The organism is Micromonospora polyrhachis, assembly GCF_014203835.1.
Classification (GTDB): domain Bacteria; phylum Actinomycetota; class Actinomycetes; order Mycobacteriales; family Micromonosporaceae; genus Micromonospora_H; species Micromonospora_H polyrhachis.
Genome location: NZ_JACHJW010000001.1, coordinates 2,891,995 through 2,907,883, shown reverse-complemented (window position 1 = coordinate 2,907,883; position 15,889 = coordinate 2,891,995). Strand labels below are relative to the sequence as shown.

The 15,889-nt window shown below is 68.7% G+C and carries 17 protein-coding genes; 13 read left to right on the top strand and 4 right to left on the bottom strand.

Annotation, left to right across the window (positions count from 1 at the left end):
* Positions 1–137: 137 nt before the first annotated feature.
* The 4 genes from FHR38_RS12495 to FHR38_RS12480 all read right to left on the bottom strand — a co-directional run bounded on the left by FHR38_RS12495 (position 138) and on the right by FHR38_RS12480 (position 2,898).
* On the bottom strand, positions 138–569 hold the full coding sequence (locus FHR38_RS12495) for a hypothetical protein (RefSeq protein ID WP_184534829.1): 432 nt from the start codon (positions 567–569) through the stop codon (positions 138–140).
* A gap of 187 nt (positions 570–756) precedes the next feature.
* Positions 757–1,962 (bottom strand): cation:proton antiporter, encoded by a 1,206-nt coding sequence (locus tag FHR38_RS12490; RefSeq protein WP_184534828.1) that lies wholly within the window; start codon positions 1,960–1,962, stop codon positions 757–759.
* 4 nt (positions 1,963–1,966) lie between these two features.
* Positions 1,967–2,467, bottom strand: a complete 501-nt coding sequence (locus tag FHR38_RS12485; protein ID WP_184534827.1) for a cation:proton antiporter regulatory subunit — start codon at positions 2,465–2,467, stop codon at positions 1,967–1,969.
* A 110-nt stretch (positions 2,468–2,577) separates the two neighbouring features.
* The gene (locus FHR38_RS12480; protein ID WP_184534826.1) at positions 2,578–2,898 is read right to left on the bottom strand and encodes a DUF6176 family protein; all 321 of its coding nucleotides are present in this window, start codon (positions 2,896–2,898) and stop codon (positions 2,578–2,580) included.
* 160 nt (positions 2,899–3,058) lie between these two features.
* Between FHR38_RS12480 and FHR38_RS12475 the strand changes: the two genes are divergently transcribed.
* The 13 genes from FHR38_RS12475 to FHR38_RS12415 all read left to right on the top strand — a co-directional run bounded on the left by FHR38_RS12475 (position 3,059) and on the right by FHR38_RS12415 (position 15,600).
* Complete coding sequence (locus tag FHR38_RS12475) at positions 3,059–4,207, top strand: beta propeller repeat protein (RefSeq protein WP_184534825.1); 1,149 nt, start codon at positions 3,059–3,061, stop codon at positions 4,205–4,207.
* Positions 4,208–4,290: 83 nt separating this feature from the next.
* Positions 4,291–6,882 (top strand): ATP-dependent chaperone ClpB, encoded by a 2,592-nt coding sequence (gene clpB / locus FHR38_RS12470; RefSeq protein ID WP_184534824.1) that lies wholly within the window; start codon positions 4,291–4,293, stop codon positions 6,880–6,882.
* A gap of 162 nt (positions 6,883–7,044) precedes the next feature.
* Positions 7,045–8,004 (top strand): hypothetical protein, encoded by a 960-nt coding sequence (locus FHR38_RS12465; RefSeq protein ID WP_184534823.1) that lies wholly within the window; start codon positions 7,045–7,047, stop codon positions 8,002–8,004.
* 81 nt (positions 8,005–8,085) lie between these two features.
* Complete coding sequence (locus tag FHR38_RS12460; protein WP_184534822.1) at positions 8,086–8,742, top strand: DUF4178 domain-containing protein; 657 nt, start codon at positions 8,086–8,088, stop codon at positions 8,740–8,742.
* Positions 8,743–8,744: 2 nt separating this feature from the next.
* Entirely contained in the window at positions 8,745–9,263 is a 519-nt protein-coding gene (locus FHR38_RS12455) for a DUF2617 family protein (protein ID WP_184534821.1), read from the top strand.
* Positions 9,260–9,688 (top strand): DUF4247 domain-containing protein, encoded by a 429-nt coding sequence (locus FHR38_RS12450; RefSeq protein ID WP_184534820.1) that lies wholly within the window; start codon positions 9,260–9,262, stop codon positions 9,686–9,688. The genes FHR38_RS12455 and FHR38_RS12450 overlap by 4 nt, the downstream gene beginning before the upstream one ends.
* A 52-nt stretch (positions 9,689–9,740) precedes the next feature.
* Positions 9,741–10,163: a DUF350 domain-containing protein gene (locus tag FHR38_RS12445; protein WP_184534819.1), complete on the top strand. Its 423-nt coding sequence runs from the start codon at positions 9,741–9,743 to the stop codon at positions 10,161–10,163.
* On the top strand, positions 10,163–10,972 hold the full coding sequence (locus FHR38_RS12440) for a hypothetical protein (protein WP_184534818.1): 810 nt from the start codon (positions 10,163–10,165) through the stop codon (positions 10,970–10,972). Before FHR38_RS12445 ends, FHR38_RS12440 begins: the two co-directional genes overlap by 1 nt.
* Positions 10,969–12,549, top strand: coding sequence for a polyamine aminopropyltransferase (locus FHR38_RS12435; RefSeq protein ID WP_184534817.1), 1,581 nt, complete (start codon positions 10,969–10,971; stop codon positions 12,547–12,549). Before FHR38_RS12440 ends, FHR38_RS12435 begins: the two co-directional genes overlap by 4 nt.
* 138 nt (positions 12,550–12,687) lie before the next feature.
* Positions 12,688–13,473 (top strand): hypothetical protein, encoded by a 786-nt coding sequence (locus FHR38_RS12430; RefSeq protein WP_312882072.1) that lies wholly within the window; start codon positions 12,688–12,690, stop codon positions 13,471–13,473.
* 111 nt (positions 13,474–13,584) lie between these two features.
* Positions 13,585–14,436, top strand: coding sequence for an SDR family NAD(P)-dependent oxidoreductase (locus FHR38_RS12425; RefSeq protein ID WP_184534816.1), 852 nt, complete (start codon positions 13,585–13,587; stop codon positions 14,434–14,436).
* 189 nt (positions 14,437–14,625) lie between these two features.
* On the top strand, positions 14,626–15,165 hold the full coding sequence (gene pyrE, locus FHR38_RS12420) for an orotate phosphoribosyltransferase (protein WP_184534815.1): 540 nt from the start codon (positions 14,626–14,628) through the stop codon (positions 15,163–15,165).
* A gap of 57 nt (positions 15,166–15,222) precedes the next feature.
* Positions 15,223–15,600 (top strand): ArsR/SmtB family transcription factor, encoded by a 378-nt coding sequence (locus FHR38_RS12415; RefSeq protein ID WP_007454255.1) that lies wholly within the window; start codon positions 15,223–15,225, stop codon positions 15,598–15,600.
* Positions 15,601–15,889 lie beyond the last annotated feature (289 nt).

The following is a 15,889-nucleotide window of genomic DNA, read 5'->3' as shown; positions in this document are numbered from 1 at the left end:
CGCTCCTCAATGTCTGCGATGATGCCGAGTGACGCTGGCACTGGGTGCGCAGAAGGATCGGCGGGTGGCCGAGCGTACGTCGATTGTGAATAACGCACATATCGACGTCAATGCTTGTCGTCCTGCGTGGGCTCGGATCAGCCGAGCCGGCGGGCCTGGCGGACCAGCCCGCCCTCGCACCATTCGTGATAGTCGAACCGCTCCGGGTCGGTCATCAGCACCCGGCAGTTGTGGGCCCAACTCGCCATCAGCTCGTCGCCGTGCTGCTCGGCCTGCTTGAGTAGCTTGCTCAGCCTGCGCTTCGAATGGGCACGGAACCTGGTCCGGATACCGTCACCGGCGTAGATGTAGAGACAGTGCAGGGCGAACCGTCGGGCGGGGCAGGACGGGTCCAAGGCAAGGTCGAACAGCGTCGTGATCAGTTGGTCCCCGGAGACGAGCAGGTCCCAATCCTGTGGCATCGACTCCAGCGGCACCGAGTCGGGCTGGTAGGCCCAGGCGCGCAACTCGGCCGGCGACGGGTCGACCGGGTTGGCGAAGCCGCGAAACGTCGACTCCTGCAAGCTCACCCGGGCTGACCTTCCGTTCACTGTCGCAGGGTGCTGGCGTCGTCCCCGCGTACCCGTCACCAACTGCGGCGACACGTTATCGTGCCGCCGGTGCGCGGTGGAAGGGTCACGGAGCGCCATTAGGCAAGCCGTTCGCCTGATGCCCGGGTCGGTTGGAAGGTCAGCCCGGTGAGCCGGGACGAATGGTTCAGTCGGTGGCGGGCAGCGGTTCGCAGCGCTGGGCCGCAGCCCGGCGCCGCAGCCATGCCTTGAACCACGGGGTGTCCGGGACCCGGGCCAACAACGGTCCGGTGACCACCGTGATCAACACGTACGCGGTCGCCAGCGGAGCCAGTTGTGGAGCGATGCCGGTAGCACCGACCGCCAGCCCGGCGATGACGATGGAGAACTCACCACGTGGCATCAAGCCGAGTCCGGCCCGCCATCGACCCGGTTCGGCGATGCCGACCCGCTTGGCGGCCAGGTAGCCGGTGAGCACCTTGGTCGCCATGGTGACGACGGCCAGCGCCAGCGCCGGCAGCAGCACCGGTGGCATGTCCGCCGGGTTGGTGGCCAACCCGAAGAACACGAAGAACACCGCGGCGAAGAGGTCCCGCAGCGGCGAGAGTAGTTCGGTGGCGTTGTGCGCCACCTGCCCGGAGAGTGCGATGCCGACCAGGAAGGCCCCCACTGCCGCGGACACCTTCAGGCTGGCCGCGATGCCGGCCACCAGGACGGTCAGGCCGAGCACCCCGAGTAACAGCGCCTCCGGGTCCTTCGGAGAGAACATCGCGGAGATGGCACCGCCGTACTTGATGGCGACCACCAGCACCAGCACCACGGTGAAGACCGCGACCCCGAGGGCGATGCTGCCCCCCATCAGACTCGTGCCGGCCAGCACCGCGGTGACCAGGGGCAGGTAGAGCGCCATCGCGAGGTCCTCGATGACCAGCACCGACAGGATGACCGGGGTCTCCCGGTTACCCAGCCGCCCCAGGTCGGCCAGGACCTTGGCGATGACCCCGGACGACGAGACCCAGGTGACGCCGGCCAGCACGACCGCCGAGACCCAACCCCAGCCCATCATGAAGGCGAAGGCCGCGCCGGGTAGCGCGTTGAGCAGACCGTCGATGAGGCCAGCCGGGGCTGCGGAGCGCAGGTTGCCGACGAGTTCGCTCGCCGAGTATTCGAGGCCCAGCATGACCAGCAGCAGGATCACGCCAATCTCCGCGCCGACCGCGAAGAACTCCTCACTCGCCGACAACGGCAGCAACCCACCATGGCCGAAGGCCAGCCCGGCGAGCAGGTAGAGCGGGATCGGGGAGAGGCCGATCCGCCGGCTGAGCCGGCCAAGGAGCCCGAGCCCCAACAGCAGTGCGCCGACCTCGATCAGCAGAACGGTGAAATCGTGCATCCGATCATGCGTCCGGGTCGTTGCCGGCAAGGATGGCGCTGACACCGTCGAGGCCCGTGCGGGTGCCGACCACGACCACCACGTCACCAGCTTCGAACCGGAAGGTCGGGTCCGGGGAGGCGATGACCTCCCGCTCTCGCAGCACCGCCACGATGGAGGCGCTGGTACGGGTGCGAGCCTTGGTGTCACCCAGCTTGCGACCCACGTACGGCGAACCGGCCGGGATGGAGATCTGCTCGGTCAACAGGCCGGCGGCCTGCTGCCGGAGCCCGGAGAGCTGGCCGAGCATGAGCGAGGCCCCGAGGATGTCGGCGAGAGCGTCCGCCTCGTCGTCGGTCAGCGGTATGTCGGCGACCGACGCGTCGGGATCGTCTTCGTCGTAGAGCACCAGATCACGTCGGCCGTTCCGATGGGTGACCACGCCCACCCGGCGTCCCGAAGTCGTCAGCAGGTCGTGACGTACACCGATGCCGGGCAGTGCCGTCTGTTCTACGCGTACTCGCACGGCGGCCACGCTACCGGGTCTGAACAAGCTGCTCAGAGCCGGCCGGGTGCGTTGGCACAGCGGTACCGCCGCTGTTTCCGCCCGTCGGATCGGCGGTGTCGGGTCGCCTACTACGGTCGCAGGTCGAGAACCCGCTCATGAGTGGGCTGCCCATTCAGCGCGGCCGCCATCACGGCGCGGTGCTCGCTGTCGATGGCGTGGGACGACGCCGCGTACGCGGCTCGGGACCGCCCCTCGTCCTCGACCTCCATCGCGTACACGAGTAGTGGGCCGTCGCTGCTCTCCACCAGCGTCGCCAACTCGTGTGAACATCTCTCGTCCGCCAGGGTGAGTAGCGCTTCGGCCCGCCGCCCCGACTCAAGCTCGTGGAACCAGGCGCGTAGGGCATCAACCTGATCCGGATGGACCCGGGCAACCGCGAGACGAATCATGGGCGTCAGCCTGCCATAAATATGCGCACATTGCTATATGTGGCTATGAGCATGGAGGGGCGTCGGGCGTACCCCGCAAGATCATTCCTTGCGCGTGAAAGGCGTGAATATCGATAACCTGACCGTCATTGTTGAGCCATTGGGGTCTTGGGGGTGGCGGATGCGGGGTTGGGCCGCACGGCTGGCGGCGGTTGTGGCGTTGGTGGTGCTGGTGTCCGGCTGCTCGGTCGGGCCGATTCGCCGTCCCGCACCGACCAAGGTGCCATCGGCGCCATCCGACCAACAGGAGGATGTGTCGGGTGCACAGAGCCCGAAGCCGCCGCTCCCGCCGGACGAGACCCGACGCAGCCGGGTGCCCGTACCGGCTGGCTATGGGCAGCACCAGATCGAGTTCACCGACGCGGCGCACGGCTACGCGGTCTTCACCAACTGTCCGCCGGGGCCGGCGGACGGCCCCAAGGCGGACTGTCCGGCGATCCTGCTGGTCACCGCCGACGGTGGGCGGTCCTGGCAGCCGCTACGGCACCCCCGACCGAGGGCGAAGAACCATCAGCTGTACGCGGAGGGAAGCAATCTTGTCCTGCTCGCCGAGCCGTACGGCTGGTGGACCTCGACCGATCGTGGCCGAACGTTCAAGGCCGCCCCGGCGACGGCAGATGGCGTGCCGGTGGTGTACCGGAAACTGTTCGGTCGCTTCCAGGTCTGCTGTGACGAGGGCACGCCACAGGTGGGCGAGTGGGTCGATGACCGGTTTCGTCCAGTGCCGACGCAGCCGATGGTGCCCGGCCTCAACATGGTGGCGCACACTGGTGGCCGACTCTTCGTGAGCGGGCTGCGGGACGGTCAGCCGTATGCGGCGTACTCCTACGACCTGGGGCAGACCTGGCGGTCGATGACGGTGGCGGCGCCCGACAGTCCACTGTCCGTGCTGCGGTTGGAGGTCGCCGCCTTCGATGGCGGGGCCTGGTTGATTGGTCATGGCGATGACCGGATGGCGTTTCCTCAGCTCTGGCAGCTCAGTGGTGGCACCGCCTGGGAGCGGGTACGGGTGGCCGGGCAGCCGGCCCAGGTCGGTGGAGTGGCGGTCATCGGGGCGGGAATGTTGGCGGTGACCGGACCGGGCGGCAGTGGGGTGATCGGCGAGGGTCAGTACCACGACCTCGGCTGGCCGCTGGGTGGCGGTTTTGTGCGGACGCTGTCGGACGGCACGCTCTTCAGCGCCCACAAGTCAGACGGCAGCGTGTGGTTGGGCATCGGGATCTACGGCGAGCGGCGGTGGATCCGGGTCGTACTGGAGAAGCAGGAGTGATGGGGGTCACATCGCAGAGTTGAGCGGAATAGACTCAAGTCTGGTTGTGTCGTCATCAGTGGACACGCCGATCAGGGGAGCCCATGAACGCCGAACGCCTCACCACCAAGAGCCGCGAAGTCATTACCGGTGCCGTTGCCATCGCCAACCAGCGGGGCCACGCCACCGTCGAGCCGTGGCACCTGTTGCTCTCGCTGTTGGACACCGGTGGGTCGACCGCCGCCGGTCTGCTGCGTGCGGTCGGCGCCAACCCCGCCGACGTCCGGCGCGCCGCCATCCGGGCCGTGGAGAACCTGCCCGCCGCCCGGGGGGCCAGCGTCGCCGAGCCGAGCCTGTCCCGCGAGTTCGTCAACGCCATCGGTGCCGCCGAGCAGATCGCCCGCCCGCTGGGCGACGAATACACCTCCACCGAGCACCTGCTCGCCGGTCTGGCCCAGGTCGGTGGCGTGGTCGCCCAAGCCCTCAAGGCGGCCGGGGTCACCGAGGAGAACCTGGTGGCCGCCTTCCCCGCCATCCGGGGTGGTGACCGCCGGGTCACCACCGCCGACCCCGAGCAGACCTACCAGGCCCTGGAGAAGTACGGCGTCGACCTGACCGCCAGCGCCCGGGACGGCAAGATCGACCCGGTGATCGGCCGGGACGCCGAGATCCGTCGGGTGATCCAGGTGCTGTCCCGGCGTACCAAGAACAACCCGGTGCTGATCGGCGAGCCGGGCGTCGGTAAGACCGCCATCGTGGAGGGGCTGGCCCAGCGCATCGTCGCCGGGGACGTACCCGAGTCACTGCGCGACAAGAAGCTGGTCTCGCTCGACCTGGGCGCGATGGTGGCCGGCGCGCAGTACCGGGGCCAGTTCGAGGAGCGGCTCAAGTCCGTACTGGAGGAGATCAAAAACTCCGACGGCCAGGTCATCACCTTCCTCGACGAGCTGCACACCGTGGTCGGTGCCGGCAAGGGCGAGGGCTCGATGGACGCCGGCAACATGCTCAAGCCGATGCTGGCCCGGGGCGAGCTGCGCATGGTCGGCGCGACCACCCTCGACGAATACCGCGAGCACATCGAGAAGGACCCGGCCCTGGAACGCCGGTTCCAGCCGGTGCTGGTCGGTGAACCGACCATCGAGGACACCATCGGCATCCTGCGCGGCCTCAAGGAGCGCTACGAGGTGCACCACGGCGTACGCATCACCGACGCCGCGCTGGTGGCCGCCGCCTCGCTCTCCGACCGCTACATCACCGACCGGTTCCTGCCGGACAAGGCGATCGACCTGGTGGACGAGTCCGCCTCCCGGCTGCGGATGGAGATTGACTCGCGGCCGGTCGAGGTGGACGAGATCGAGCGGGCGGTACGCCGGCTGGAGATCGAGGAGATGGCGCTGGCCAAGGAGCCGGACCCCGCCTCCGCCGAGCGGCTGACCCGGCTGCGCAAGGAACTGGCGGACAAGCGCGAGCAGCTCACCGCGCTCAGCGACCGGTGGAGGCTGGAGAAGGACCAGATCACCCGGATCTCCACCGCCAAGGAGGAGCTGGAACGGCTCGGCGGCGAGGCCGAACGGGCCGAACGCGACGGCGAGTTGGAACGCGCCGCCGAGCTGCGTTACGGCCGAATCCCCACCCTGCAGGGCGAACTCGTCCGGGCCGAGGCGGAACTCGCCGGCATCCAGGCCGACGGGGCGATGCTCAAGGAGGAGGTGGGTGCCGACGACATCGCCGCCGTGGTCGCCTCCTGGACCGGCATCCCGGCCGGTCGGCTCATGGAGGGCGAGACCGCCAAGCTGCTGCGGATGGAGTCCTCGCTCGGTGCCCGGGTGATCGGGCAGGCCGAGGCGGTCGGTGCGGTCTCCGACGCGGTCCGCCGTGCCCGTACCGGCGTCGCCGACCCGGACCGACCCACCGGCAGCTTCCTGTTCCTCGGCCCGACCGGCGTCGGCAAGACCGAGCTGGGCAAGGCGCTGGCCGAGTTCCTCTTCGACGACGAGCGGGCCATGGTCCGCATCGACATGAGCGAGTACGCCGAGAAGCACTCGGTGGCCCGGCTGGTCGGTGCCCCGCCCGGCTACGTCGGGTACGAGGAGGGCGGCCAGCTCACCGAGGCGGTGCGCCGTAGGCCGTACTCGGTGGTGCTGCTGGACGAGGTGGAGAAGGCCCACCCGGACGTCTTCGACGTGTTGTTGCAGGTGCTCGACGACGGCCGGCTCACCGACGGCCAGGGTCGTACCGTCGACTTCCGCAACGCAATCCTGATCCTCACCGCCAACCTCGGCTCGTCGGTGATCGCCGACCTGACCCTCTCCGAGATCGAACGGCGCGAGGCGGTGCTGGCGGTGGTGCGCTCGCACTTCAAGCCGGAGTTCCTCAACCGGCTCGACGACATCGTGGTCTTCGCGGCGCTGACCGGCGAGGAGCTGCGCTCCATCGTGGACATCCAAATCGGTCGGATGCGGCGACGGTTGGCCGACCGCCGGCTCACCCTGGATGTCTCGGACGCGGCCCGGACCTGGCTGGCCGAGCACGGCTACGACCCGATCTACGGTGCCCGGCCCCTGCGTCGACTGGTGCAGTCGGCGATCGGGGACCGGTTGGCCAAGGCACTGCTGGCCGGCGAGGTACGCGACGGTGACACCGTCCAGGTGGACCTGGCCGACAGCAAGGACGGTCTGACCGTCACCGCCGCCTGAGAAAGACCCGGCTCCACCGCCAGGATGCCGGTACGGGCCGGAACGGCGAAGGGCTCGGTGTGCCCCGGTCCCGGTTCGGGACCGGGGCATGCCGGTCAGTCAATGGGTATCCACGGATCGGCTCATATCTGCGGCCCGACCCGGTCGGTAGCGTGATCCACCATGGACACTCGTTCCACGGCACCGCGACCACCCCGGCCGGCCGTCGTCACCGTCGCCGGTCACCTGCAACTCGCGGCCATCGGGATGTTGCTGGTCGTCGCCGGTACGACGGTGGCCTCAGCGGTCCGGTACGACGCCGCCATCGACCGGGCGGCCCGGATCAGCGGTGCCCACCCGGACCTGGTGTCGATGGAACGCGAGAGCAACATCATCGGCACCCTCCCCGGGGTGGTGCCCGCCGTGCTCGCCGCCGTGTTTCTGGCGGCCTGTCTCGTGCCGTTGCGTCGGGGCAGCAACGCGGCGCGGATCTGCACCTTCGTCACGGCCGGACTGACGTTGCTGTTCGGTGCCGGCCCGTTCGGGTGTGGCCTGCTCTCCATTCCGCTGTTCCTCCTGACGTCGACGACGGTCGAGAAACCGGCAGCGGACTGGTCGGGCGGTCCTTCCCCATCGTCGACCGATGAGCCCGATCCGTTCGTGAAGGAGGACGCGTTCTACGACACGCTGGAGTACGAGAGCTTCGACCTGCTGTTCCCCATCGGCAGTGTCGCCGGCTCTCTGCTTTTCGCCCTGGTTGTGGCGATTGTGGTGCTGCTCGCGATATCGCCGGCCAACCGTTTCTTCGTCCCGCCCCGAGCGACTTGGCCCGCCTGGGGGCAGCCGATACCCGGCCAGCCGTACGGCTATGTCTATCTCTATCCGTACCCGCCACCGGTGGTACCGGGTACGCACCTCGCCGGCCCGCCTGAATCCGGCCCGCCTGAATCCGTCGGTCCGGCTGGCTTCGAGGGCCAACCAGACCAGCCGGGTCAACCGGGTCAACCAGACCAGCCGGATCTTCCGGGCCAACCGGATCTTCCGGGCCAACCAGACCAGCCGGATCTTCCGGGCCAACCGGATCTTCCGGGCCAACCGGGTCAGCCGGGCTCGGTCGAGCAGCCGGAGGCGTCCGGCAGTTGACCAGCCGGACCCGGTGCAGGTAGCGGCCGTGCATGGGTTTGTTACCGTCACCGGCCGATCGGGTTGGAGAGGACGGGCTGGATGAACGGCACGCTAGCGTACCTGCTGGTCACGGTGAGTTGTCTGGTCGCGGTCGCCGGGGTGGTGGTGGCCGTGATCGCGGTCCGGGCCGCCCGGAAGAAGGCGGAAACAGCTACCAAGGCGAGCACACCACCGCGAACCGACCCATTCCGCAGCGCGGACGACGACGCCGACGCGTTGCGAGGTGACCCCCGACGACTTCAGCCGGGTGACATCGTGGAGATCCGGCACACCTCGTACGGCGTACGCGGCACGTTGCGCTTCACCGAGGGCGACTGGGGCTGGACCGAGCACCTGCTGGACACCGTGAGTGGCGACAAGGTCTGGCTCTCCGTCGAGGAGGATCCGGACCTGGAGCTGGTGCTCTGGACCGCCGAACCGGTTGCGACCGTCACCCCCGGTGCGCCGACCATCGACTTCGACGGGCGGCGCTTCACCAGCAAGGAGTCCGGTCGGGCCCGCTACACCGCCACCGGCACCACCGGCCTCAACCCGACCGGCACGGTGGCCTACCACGACTACGCCGCCGGTCCGGCGCGACTCTCCTTCGAGTCGTACGGCGACAGCGGCAAGTGGGAGGTGGCCCGAGGCGAGCGGCTGCACCGGGCCGAGGTGCAGATCTATCCGCAGGCCGGGCCAGCGGACAAGGTCGGCTGACCGTGCTCGTCACCCTCGACGCACCGTACGCCGACACCTCCGCCGCCGACCTGAGCTTCGCCCTCGAATCGGCCGAGCGGCCCGCCCTGTACGTGCTCGACCTCGACCTGCCCACGGCGGCGCAGCCGGACGGCGTACGACTGCGGCTGCGGTTGCTCGGCGCGTCGCACCAGGTGGTGCTGGAAGCGGCGGACGCCGAGTTCATCGAGACGGTCGCCTGCCTGCCCGGCCGGCACCCCGAACTACCCGCCGCCGTGGCCGACGAGGAGAGCGGCTACCGGTTCACCGCCCGGGTGCTGCACCTGGCCCCCGAGGAGCTGGTCCGCCGGACCGCCACCCTGCGCCAGGAACTCGCCGATGATCCGTACGCGCTGGTCGGGGTCTTCCCCGGCGGCCCGGACTCGATCACCGCACTGCGGGCCAGGGCCGATGCCTCGGGCGACATCGGCTGGCACACCTGGCACGCCTATCCACAGACCGGAGAACTCGTCGAGACCGAAACGACGGTGAGGATGCGATGAAGTACCGCAGATGGTTCATCGTGGGAGCGGCGTTCACGCTGATCGGGGTGCTGGTGGCCGGCTTCGCCGTGTTCTCCGGCAGCTTCTCGCCGCGTGGCTTCGTGAAGGACAAGTACACCCGGGCGGCCAGCCAGGACATCGGTAGGCAGGCCATTGCCTACACCTCGCGGAAGTCCCCGAGCGCGGTCTCCGACGAGATCACCAAGGCCTGGAAACCGGCCGACCAGTACGTCGACGGCAGCGGCGTCTACCTGCGCTACGACGACGACTCGGTGGTGATCGTCCCCGTCGCCGTTGGTGGCTCGCTGATCCTGCTGGAGAAGATGACCACCGCCTATCCGCGCTACCACAGCACCGTCGGCAACTCCTGGGCCTGGGGGCGGGGGAACACCGTCCGTGGCGGCGGCCCCGGCGCTGGCAAGTAGTCCCGGGCCGGCGGCCCGGTAGCCCTCACCCCTCACCCCTCGGGAGCCCACCTTGATGACCCTCGCCACCGACCTGCTGGTGACCCTCGCCTACGGCGTGGTCGGCATCGTACTGATGGGGATCGGCTACGTCCTGGTGGACGTCGCCACCCCCGGCCGGCTACACGAACTGATCTGGGTCGACCGGAACCGCAACGCCGCTTTGTTGCTCGCCTCCAACCTGCTCGGCGTCGGCACCATCGTGGTCGCCGCCATCGTCGGCAGCGAGGACAACTTCGTCACCGGGATCATCGGCTGCGCCGCGTACGGCATCCTCGGCCTGCTCATCATGGCCGCCGCCTTCCTCCTGCTCGACCTGGCCACCCCCGGCCGGCTCGGCGAGATCCTGGTCGACCCGGAGCCGCACCCCGCGGTCTGGGTCTCCGCGGTCATCCACCTCGCCGCCGGTGCGGTCGTCGCCGCGGCAATTAGTTGATGGCGGCGAAGAAGCGACCGGCGAAGCCCGCACCGCCGGCCAAGACAGGAAGCGGCAAGGGCGTCGCCTGGGGGCTCGTCGTCACCGCGGTCATTGTCGCCGTCGTCGTACTGGTCGCACAGAGCGGGGACGACGACCTGAACGTGCCCCCGCCGACCGCCACCGAACGCGCCGACACGGTCGCGATCCTGGAACGGGCCAGCAAGGCACAGAACATCTGCTACGGCTGGCGGCTCGTCGAGGGCTACAGCAGCGACGCGATCAGTGTCGGCTCCAACCTCGGCGACAACGTGCCGGTCGACGAGGACCCGGCCCGCTGCCCCCGGTGGATCAGGGTCCGGGCGACCGTGACCTACACCTCGGAGAGCAGCGAGTCCAACGACTACGCCTCGATCTGGGTGGACGGCTCGGACGACCTCTCGATCAGCGGCTTCCCGACCGGGTTGCAGCGGCTCGGCCTCGACGACGACGTGTTCATCGACGACCCGGGCTGGGCGACCGCCCGCGCCGCGGTCTTCCTGCCGCTACTGGCGGCGGAGCAGGGACTGGCACCGCCGGTCCCGCTGGCCACGGCCGCCCCGGACGGGACGGGTGCGTCGTCAGCACCGACTCCCCTGCCGGACGCGGGCAGCGACTTCCTGCGGGACCGCTGGCCGTACCTGCTCGGCGCGGTGGCCTTCCTGCTGGTCAGCGCCCTGCTGGTCACCATCGGGTTGGTCCAGCGCAGCCGGCACGGAAACCGCCCGTACGTCGGTGCCGTCGGTAAGCGGGGCACCCGCCCCCGTACCCAGGACAAGCGGCAGTCATGACCGCCACCGCTCCCCCCGAACCCCGGGCCGTCCCGCGCTGGCGGCTGGCCCGGGCCTCGGTACTCCTCGCGGTCTTCGTCTGTGCCGCCTGCGGCCTGGTCTACGAACTGGCCCTGGTCGCGCTCGGCAGTTACCTGATCGGCGACACCGTCGGTCAGGCCTCCATCGTGCTCGGCGTGATGGTCTTCGCGATGGGCATCGGTGCGTTGGCCGCCAAACCGTTGCAGCCCTGGGCGGCCAGCGCGTTCGCGGCGGTGGAACTCGTCCTCGCGCTGCTCGGCGGGCTCTCCGTACTCGGTCTCTACGCCGCCTTCGCCTGGCTCGACCTCTACGCGCCCGCCCTGGTGGCGACCGCGTTCATCCTCGGCCTGCTGATCGGCGCGGAGATCCCGCTGCTGATGGTGCTGTTGCAGAAGATCCGTGAGCAGTCCGCCGGCAGCGCGGTGGCGGACCTCTTCGCCGCCGACTACGTGGGCGCGCTCCTCGGTGGCCTGGCCTTCCCGTTCCTGCTCATGCCGGTCTTCGGCCAGCTTCGCGGCGCGCTGGTCGTCGGTGCGGTCAACGCGCTGGCCGGGGTCGTATTGGTCTTCACCGTCTTCCGTCGCGACGTGAGCCGTCGGGCACGGGCGGCCCTCGCCGCCGGCTCCGTCGTGGTCGGGCTCTGCCTCGGGTACGCCTACGTGGTGGCGGACGACTTCGAGGTGACCGCGCGCCAGCAGCTCTACCGCGACCCGGTGGTGCACGCCGAGCGCAGCCGTTACCAGGACATCGTGCTGACCAGGTCGGTGCCGATCGTCTCCCAGGGCGTCACCGACCTGCGGCTTTACCTCAACGGCGATCTTCAGTTCAGCTCGGTCGACGAATACCGCTACCACGAGGCGCTGGTGCACCCGGCGCTACGCGGGACGCGCGGCTCGGTGCTGGTGCTCGGCGGCGGCGACGGGCTGGCCGTACGCGAGGTGCTGCGCTATCCGGACGTCTCCTCGGTGACCGTGGTCGAGCTGGATCCGGCGGTGGTGGCGCTGGCCCGGCGCGAGCCGCAACTGCGCGACCTCAACCGAGGGGCGTTCGACGATCCCCGGGTCCGCCTGGTGCACACCGACGCCTTCGGCTGGCTGCGGGAGGTGCGTGAACGTTTCGACACTGTCATCGTGGACCTGCCGGACCCGGACGAGACGGCCACCGCCAAGCTCTACTCGGTGGAGTTCTACGCGCTGGTCCGGGCGGTGCTGGCCCCCGGGGCGCGGATGGTGGTCCAGTCCGGCTCGCCGTACTTCGCTCCCCGCTCGTTCTGGTGCATCGACGCGTCGATCCGGGAGGCCGGCTTCGCCACCGTGCCCTACCACGTGGACGTGCCATCCTTCGGTGACTGGGGTTTCCTGCTCGCCGCCGCCGGTTCGACCCCTCCGGTGCTCGAACTGCCCGCTGACGCGCCACCGTTGCGCTACCTCGACGCCGGCACGCTCCGGCTAGCCGGGCATTTCCCGCCGGACCGAGCCCGAGTCGACGTACCGCCCTCGACCCTGTTGCATCCCCGGGTGCTGGAGTACGCCCGAGCCGAGTGGCGCAGCTACTGACCCAGGGTGTCGATCCGACAACAGCCGAGCTGGTTGACCTAGCAGGTTGGCCAGGTACCGGTACGGTGATTAACCAAACTCTTAAGACGAATGGTGTGGACGCGGTCCGTCGATGGATGGTCGTGGGAGGGGAGCACTGTGTCGGAATCGATGAACCCGGCCGCGCCGACGGCGAGGCAACGTCCGGGCGTCGTCACCATCTCTAGCTACCTGCTGTACCTGGTCGCCGGGTTGCAGGTGCTCGGGCTCATCATGGCGTTGGCGGTGCTGGGCACCCTCACGGATATCTACGAAGAGGCGTACGCCGGCACCGACATGGCGGATGTGGGGGCCACCGCCGCCACCATCGGCGTGATTGGCGGGGCCATCTTCGGCCTGCTGGTCGCCATCGGGCTGGTGGTGCTGGCCATCTTCAACAGCAAGGGTAAGAACCCGTCCCGCATCGTGACCTGGGTCCTCGGCGGCATCTTCGCCTGCTGTTCCGGATTCGGGCTGCTGGGGACGGCAGCCAGCGACGCGCTGACCACGAACACGGGAGGCACCACCACCGGGCCTGACCCGGCCGAGATCCAGCGGATGGTGGACGAGGGGCTGCCCGGTTGGTACAACCCGCTCACGCTGACGATTACCGTGATCACGCTGATCGCACTGCTGGTGGCGTTGATCCTGCTGGCCCTGCCGGCGGCCAACGAGTTCTTCCGCAAGCCGGACGTGCCCGGCTGGGAGCCGCCGCTGCCGGGCGGGACCTACCCCGGCTATCCCCAGTCGTACCCGCAGTACCCGGCGAGCGGTCCGGCGAGCGGTCCGTCGGGGCCGGTTGATCCGTCCTACCCGCCGAGCAGCCCGCCCTACCCGGGTAACCCGCCGAGCAGCCCGCCCGGCCCGGGTAACCCGCCGTACCCGCCGGCGCCGCCGGCGAGCTGATCACGGGGAAGTAGGTACCCCGTACGGATCCCCCCGAGTAGGTTCCCTTTGCGGAGCCGACCGGGGGGATCCTTTCGTTTGGTGCCACCGCCATCGATCTGAGGAGTGTCCGTGTCCACAGCACCTGATCCTCGTCCCACCGGACCCGATCCCGCCCGCCCCCATGGCGTACCAGCAGCCGGTGTACGACGAGCCGTCGTCACGGGTGCCACCGCCGGGATCGGTGCCGCGTTCGCCCGGCGACTCGCCGCCGAGGGCTACCACCTGCTCCTGGTCGCCCGGGACGAGCATCGTCTCGCCGCATCCGCCGCCGAGCTGACCGACCGGTATGGCGTACCGGTGGAGGTGTTGTCGGCCGATCTCTCCACTGACGAGGGCTGTGCGGCGGTCGAGGAACGGCTCCGGCAACCGGTCGACCTGCTGGTCAACAACGCGGGGATCAGCCTCAACCGGTCGTTCCTGCGGTCGACCGTGGCCGACGAGGCACGGTTGCTCCGCCTCAACATCCACTCGGTCATGCGGCTGACCCTGGCCGCCCTGCCAGGCATGACCGACCGCCGCCGAGGGGCAGTGATAAATGTCTCTTCCGTTGCCGGCTTCGCGGCCCTGATGCCTGGCTCAACCTACCCGGCGAGCAAGGCCTGGGTCACCAACTTCAGCGAATCGACGGCCCACTCGGTGCGTCCGTTCGGCGTACGGGTGATGGCGCTCTGCCCCGGCTACACCCGTACGGAATTCCACGACCGGGCCGGCATCAACATGTCCAAGACGCCGGGGTGGATGTGGCTGCAGGCCGACGATGTGGTCCGGGACGCCCTCCGTGACCTGCGAAAAGGCAAAGTGGTCAGTGTTCCGGACTGGAAGTACAAGCTTGCCGTCGTCGGGCTGCGGCACACCCCGAGGGCACTGTTGCAGGCGGTCGGACGAAAGGGCCGCGGACGGCTCGGCCGCGAAGAAGGCTGAGCAACCGGGGCGTCGAAAGGACGACGCCGGGACCGCGTCGAGGGGTTGGCACCGACGTGATCTTGATCGCGTGTCCAATACGGAGAGTAACTGCTCAAGGTCATCTTGGCTGCTCGCGAGATCACGTCCGGACGTATCCAGCCGGGTCAACCGTTCGGTCATCAGGAACGAGCAGTACCCTTGTCCGCCATGGGGGACCACGACGACCTGCGTAAATTCATCACTGACCTTGCCGTTGTCCATGGACGGGTAGTGTTGTCCTCGGGTCGGGAGGCCGACTGGTACGTCGATCTGCGTCGAGTGACGCTCCATCACGCGGCGGCACCATTGGTAGGTCGAGTGCTCCTCGACCTCACCTCGGACTGGGAGTACGACGCGGTTGGTGGGCTGACCCTGGGCGCCGATCCGATAGCTGTGTCCATGCTGCACGCAGCAGCGGCGGCGCAGGGCGGGCTGGACGCCTTCGTAGTACGAAAAACTGAGAAGACGCACGGATTGCAGCGTCGGATCGAAGGCCCGAATGTGGCCGGTCGTCGGGTGCTTGCGGTGGAAGACACCTCGACAACGGGTGGCAGTGTGCTGACCGCGGTTGAGGCGTTACGAGAGGCCGGGGCCGAAGTCGTGGGCGTTGCGGTTATTGTTGATCGTGGCGCGGGCGACGCGGTGCGAGCGGCCGGACTGCCATACCGGGCGGCCTTTACGTTGGCTGACCTCGGCCTTGTGGCCTAAAAATTTGCCGATTCGGATCTGCTGATATGCAGGCGGGTCGATGCTGCTGGTGGAAGGATGGAATACGTGGGAACTGCATTGGCTGAAATGACTATGCCTCAGATCTCGCCGCTTGCCGGCGAGCCAATCGAACGTGCCGATGCCGAGCGACTCGCGGGGGTTCTCAAGGCCCTCGCCGATCCCGCTCGGCTCCGGCTGCTCAGTCTGATCCAGTCGGCACCCGAGGGTGAAGCGTGCGTGTGTGACCTCACCGCGCCGCTTGGCCTCTCGCAGCCGACGGTCAGTCACCACCTCCGGATCCTCACCGAGGCCGGCCTGCTGGAGCGGGAGAAGCGTGGTGTGTGGGCCTACTACCGGCTGGTGCCGTCGGCGATCGCGACCATCGCCGATCTGCTGACCCCGCCCCGTAAGCGGGCGACCAAGAAGGCCCGCTGAATCAGGCTGTGCCGTCTGGTGCCGTCCTGATCGGGGCGGCACCAGACACTCAACCAGGTGTGATCGAGCACACCTGGTATATGTGCATGCTTCACAGCTGAGATCGACGAACGTGAACCGCACCTGTTCTCGTGACGCGGTGACAGCTATCGGCGCGGATCACTACGCGGGGTTGATATTCACCGCTGGTGTCGCCATCTTCGTGTTCTCGTCTGGATTGACGAGCGTGAGCCCTGTTCCGCTCATTGTCATTCCGGTCACACCCAAAGGCGATTGAGCTGTCCGCCTA